Origin of the sequence: Polaromonas sp., assembly GCF_013817205.1 — a bacterium.
In the GTDB taxonomy this organism is placed as follows: domain Bacteria; phylum Pseudomonadota; class Gammaproteobacteria; order Burkholderiales; family Burkholderiaceae_C; genus Polaromonas.
The window spans coordinates 1-3,354 of the sequence record NZ_JACDDD010000142.1; the positions used below are offsets into that span (position 1 = coordinate 1).

Consider the following 3,354-nt stretch of genomic DNA (forward strand, 5'->3'; position numbering starts at 1 on the left):
GTGGTGACCGGCAATATGTTCGGTGACATCCTGTCTGACGCTGCCGCCATGCTGACTGGCTCCATCGGCATGTTGCCCTCGGCCAGCGTGAACACCAAAAACCAGGGTCTGTACGAACCCAGCCACGGCAGCGCGCCCGACATCGCAGGCAAGGGCGTGGCAAATCCGCTGGCCACCATCTTGAGTGCCGCCATGATGCTGCGTTTCAGCCTGAACCAGGCCGAAGCTGCGGTGCGTATCGAAAAAGCCGTGGACACGGTGTTGAGCCAGGGCCTGCGCACGCCCGACATCTACAGCGAAGGCACGACGAAGGTCGGAACCGTCGAGATGGGCAATGCTGTAGTCAAAGCCCTTCAGCAGGCCTGACACCCTGCCAGCCAGCGCTCCGGCGTTGGCTGGCAGCCACAGGCCAGGCCGGAAAATGGTGCGCTGCAACGCCGGTCTGGCCGGCCGTGATTACAATAGCCCCATGCGCAACAACCCCGCTTCCACCCGCCTTGTCGCCGCTTCGCGCGCGATCAGCGCTGCGCCGGTTTTTGCCCAGATCACCAAAACGACCACCATTAAAGGCTAGCAAGCCTGGTTCGTCGCGCCCTGTCTGGCCCGATGAGCCGGGCCCAAAAGCCATATTTTTGACTTTTTGAAGGGCAACATCATGAAACTCAAGGGCAATCTCACGGGACTCGTCGGATGGCGCGGCATGGTCGGCTCGGTGCTGATCGACCGCATGCAGGCCGAGGGCGACTTCGATTTGATCGAGCCGGTCTTCTTTTCGACCTCCAACGCTGGCGGCAAAGCCCCGGCCCAGGCGAAGAACGAAACCACGCTCAAGGACGCCTTCGACATTGAGGCCATGAAAAAGTGTGATGTCATCCTGACCGCCCAGGGCGGTGACTACACCTCCGAGGTCTACCCCAAGCTGCGCGCTGCCGGCTGGGACGGCCACTGGATCGACGCCGCTTCCACCCTGCGCATGAATGACGACGCCATCATCGTGCTGGACCCGGTCAACCTGCCCGTCATCCAGAAAGCGCTGGCCAAGGGTGGCAAGAACTGGATTGGCGGCAATTGCACCGTCAGCTGCATGCTGATGGGGGTGGGCGCTCTCTACAAGGCCGGCCTGGTGGAGTGGATGACCTCCATGACCTACCAGGCAGCGTCCGGTGGCGGCGCCCAGCACATGCGTGAACTGCTGACGCAGTACGGCACGCTCAATGCCGAAGTGCGCGCCCTGCTGGACGATCCGAAATCGGCCATTCTGGAAATCGACCGCCGCGTGCTGGCCAAGCAGCAGTCACTGTCGCCCGCCGAAACGACCAACTTCGGCGTGCCGCTGGGCGGCTCGCTGATCCCGTGGATCGACAAGGACCTGGGCAACGGCATGAGCAAGGAAGAGTGGAAAGGGGGCGCCGAGACCAACAAGATTCTCGGCCAAGGCGCCAGCTTCGGCACCGCTGAAACCCCGGTGGACGGCTTTTGCGTGCGCATTGGCGCCATGCGCTGCCACAGCCAGGCGCTGACCTTCAAGCTCAGGAAGGACGTGCCACTGGCAGACATTGAAGCCATGATCGCGGCCGACAACGAGTGGGTGAAGGTGGTGCCCAACACGCGCGAGGCCAGCATCTCCGACCTGACGCCGGTGGCCGTGACCGGCACCATGGGCATCCCGGTGGGCCGCCTGCGCAAGCTGGCCATGGGCCCGGATTACCTGGGTGCGTTCACCGTCGGCGATCAACTGCTGTGGGGCGCAGCCGAGCCGCTGCGCCGCATGTTGCACATCCTGCTTCAAGCCTGAAGATACGAACCGCAGGCCGCTGCGTCGCGTGTCTTGGTGCCCGGTCTGCAAGGACTTGTGACGATACGTTGTCGTTAGACAACAACCGAAACTTGTAAGTTGATGCTAACCCGGCGTGTCAAAACTTAAGTGGCGTCTTAGCTTGTCAGCCTAACGCCTTGATGTTAATGTCGTTTTGTCGAAAATTAGCGCCGAGGTTTTTGTGCGGACAAGCAGAATAAAATTTGATGCAGACCGAGCACCGGAGGCTCACATTCCCATGAATCATCCCCGCCCCTGGCGTCTCGGTGTGGTCGCAGCCGCCATTGCAATGGCTGGCACTTTCACGAGTTTGCAGGTACAGGCCCTGGGTTTGGGTCGAATGACCGTCCAGTCGGCCCTCGGAGAGCCTCTGCGCGCCGAGATCGACATCCCTGAAATCAACGCCGAAGAAGCCGCCAGCCTGCGCGCCAGTGTGGCCAGCCCCGACGCCTTCCGGGCGGCCGGCCTCGAATACAGCGCCGCCGTCACCAACCTGCAAATCAGCCTGCAGCGGCGTCCCGACGGCCGGTCCTATCTGCGCCTTTCCAGCGACCGGCCTGTCAGCGAACCCTTTGTCGACTTGATCCTTGAAGCCCGTTGGGCCTCCGGGCGCATCGTGCGTGACTACACGATGCTGTTTGACCCCCCCAATCTGCGCGCCGCAGCGCAGCCCATGCCGGCACCGACCCCCCCGATGGTGTCACGCCCGCCCGCGCCTGTTGCCACCCTGCCGCCGCCACCGCCCCGCGCCGTTGTTGTACCGTACACCCCGCCCAGCCCACCAGCAGTCACCCAGGCGCCCGCCGCCCGCCCTGTCGCGCCGCCACCTCCCGCTGCCGCCGTCACCCGTGCACCTGCGCCTGGCGGCCAGACCGTCACCGTCAAGCCCGGCGACACCGCTGGCAGGATTGCGGCGCAAATCAAGCCAGCCAACATCTCGCTGGACCAGATGCTGGTGGCCCTGCTGCGCAGCAACCCGGATGCCTTCATAGGTGGCAATGTCAACCGTATCAAGTCCGGCGCCGTGCTGGAAGTGCCTAGCGCCGATCAGGCCGGAGCCGTTTCCCCGACCGAAGCCAGCCGCACCATCGTCGCGCAGAGCAGCGATTTCAACTCCTTCCGTCGCAAGCTCGCCGAAAGCGCGCCTGCCACGCAGACCGCCGGCGCTGATCGTCAGGCCACCGGCCAGGTTAAGGCCAAGGTGGAAGACAAGGCGCCCGCCGCCGCCACGCCCGACAAACTGACCCTGTCCAAAGGCGCGGTCCAGAGCAAGGCTGCGGCCGAAGAAAAAATCGCGCAGGACCGTCAGGCCAAAGAGGCTGAGGCGCGAGTGGCCGAGTTGGCCAAAAACATCAGCGACCTGAACAAACTGGGGGCCCCGTCCAAGCCCTCCACGCCGTCACCGGCAGCAGCGCCCGCTGCTCCTGCCGCGCCTGCTGCTCCTGCCGCGCCTGCTGCGCCGTCGTCTCCCGGGCCCGGTGTGGCCGTGCCCAACCCCGGCGTCCTCCCCGGCGCATCGCCCGCTCCCGCCGCAGCGA

3 protein-coding genes are annotated in these 3,354 nt (G+C 64.5%); all 3 read left to right on the forward strand.

The window, feature by feature from the left end; genetic code table 11:
• A partial coding sequence (locus H0W47_RS18465) for an isocitrate/isopropylmalate family dehydrogenase (RefSeq protein WP_296927053.1) occupies nt 1-366 on the forward strand: 366 nt, incomplete at its 5' end.
• A gap of 289 nt (nt 367-655) precedes the next feature.
• Entirely contained in the window at nt 656-1,795 is a 1,140-nt protein-coding gene (gene asd, locus H0W47_RS18470) for an aspartate-semialdehyde dehydrogenase (protein WP_296927055.1), read from the forward strand.
• Nucleotides 1,796-2,054: 259 nt separating this feature from the next.
• Nucleotides 2,055-3,354 (forward strand): FimV family protein (locus H0W47_RS18475; RefSeq protein ID WP_296927057.1); only part of this gene is annotated, 1,300 nt, incomplete at its 3' end.